This is a genomic window from Dietzia sp. UBA5065, from assembly GCA_002415925.1.
Lineage (GTDB): Bacteria > Actinomycetota > Actinomycetes > Mycobacteriales > Mycobacteriaceae > Dietzia.
The window spans coordinates 20490-21490 of record DIAZ01000140.1; the positions used below are offsets into that span (position 1 = coordinate 20490).

A 1001-nucleotide genomic window follows, 5' to 3' on the forward strand; every position below is an offset into this window, starting at 1 on the left:
GCGTCGACGATCGGGGCGAGGCACCGGATGGACGCCGGGGTGCCGTCGAGGTTGTTGCCTCCGTGGTTGGAGACCGAGATCGCGGTGACGCCGGCGTCGACCGCGCGCCTGGCGTCGTCGATCCGGGTGATCCCCTTGAGCATCACGGGCCCGTCGAAGTTCTCCACCACCCAGGCGATGTCCTCCCACGTGGCCGGCGGGGTGCCCATCCACTCGCCGTAGGCGCCGAAGAACGTGGGGCCCATCTCGCCCTGGGCCACGAGGTTGGGCGTGGTGAGATCGGGGAACCGCTTGTTGACCACCACGTCCCGGGCCCACTGGGCGGCCCAGCGCGGGCGGACGACGATCTCGGGCGCCAGCGTGAGCATGGCCTTGGCGTCGAGCTTCTCCGGGATGGACGGGCTGCCCCAGTCGCGACCCATGGAGAACGACCAGTCGGTGGTGAGGATGACACCGGCGGCCCCGGCGGCCTTCGCCCGCTCAAGACGCTCGAGGACCCTCTCCTTGCCGCCCAGCCAGTACACCTGGAAGAAGGTCTGTGGGTTGGCCGCGATGACCTCCTCGATGGGCTTGGACGCGAAGGAGCTCAGGCCCATGGCTGTCCCGCGGGCGGCGGCGGCGCGGGCCACGTCGACCTCCCCGTCGGGCGTCACGGCCTGGACGCCGGTCGGCGAGATCATCACCGGCATGCTGATGGGCTGCCCCATCACGGAGGTGGCCATGTCCCGCTCGGCCTTGGCGCCGATCACGTGCGGCTTGGGGCCCAGCTCGGCGAACGCCGCGGTGTTGTCGTCGATCGTCACGCCCTGCTCGCTGCCGGCCACCAGCGCCATGTACACGCTCCGGGGCAGCTTCTTCTTGGCGCGGCGCTGGGCCTCGGCGACCGACTCGAACCAGGGATTGCGGCGCCAGGGGTTGGCCTCGGCGATGGCTGTCAGACGGGACACGGGATGCCTCCTTCTCCTCCCGGAGCCGGTGGGGCGCCGGGGGGTAGGGCTGGG

1 protein-coding gene is annotated in these 1001 nt (G+C 71.3%); it reads right to left on the bottom strand.

All coding sequences use genetic code 11. The features are described 5' to 3' along the window. On the bottom strand, positions 1–947 hold a 947-nt coding region (gene mftD, locus B4M60_RS11195; RefSeq protein ID WP_291083738.1), incomplete at its 3' end, for a pre-mycofactocin synthase MftD. Positions 948–1001: the final 54 nt, after the last annotated feature.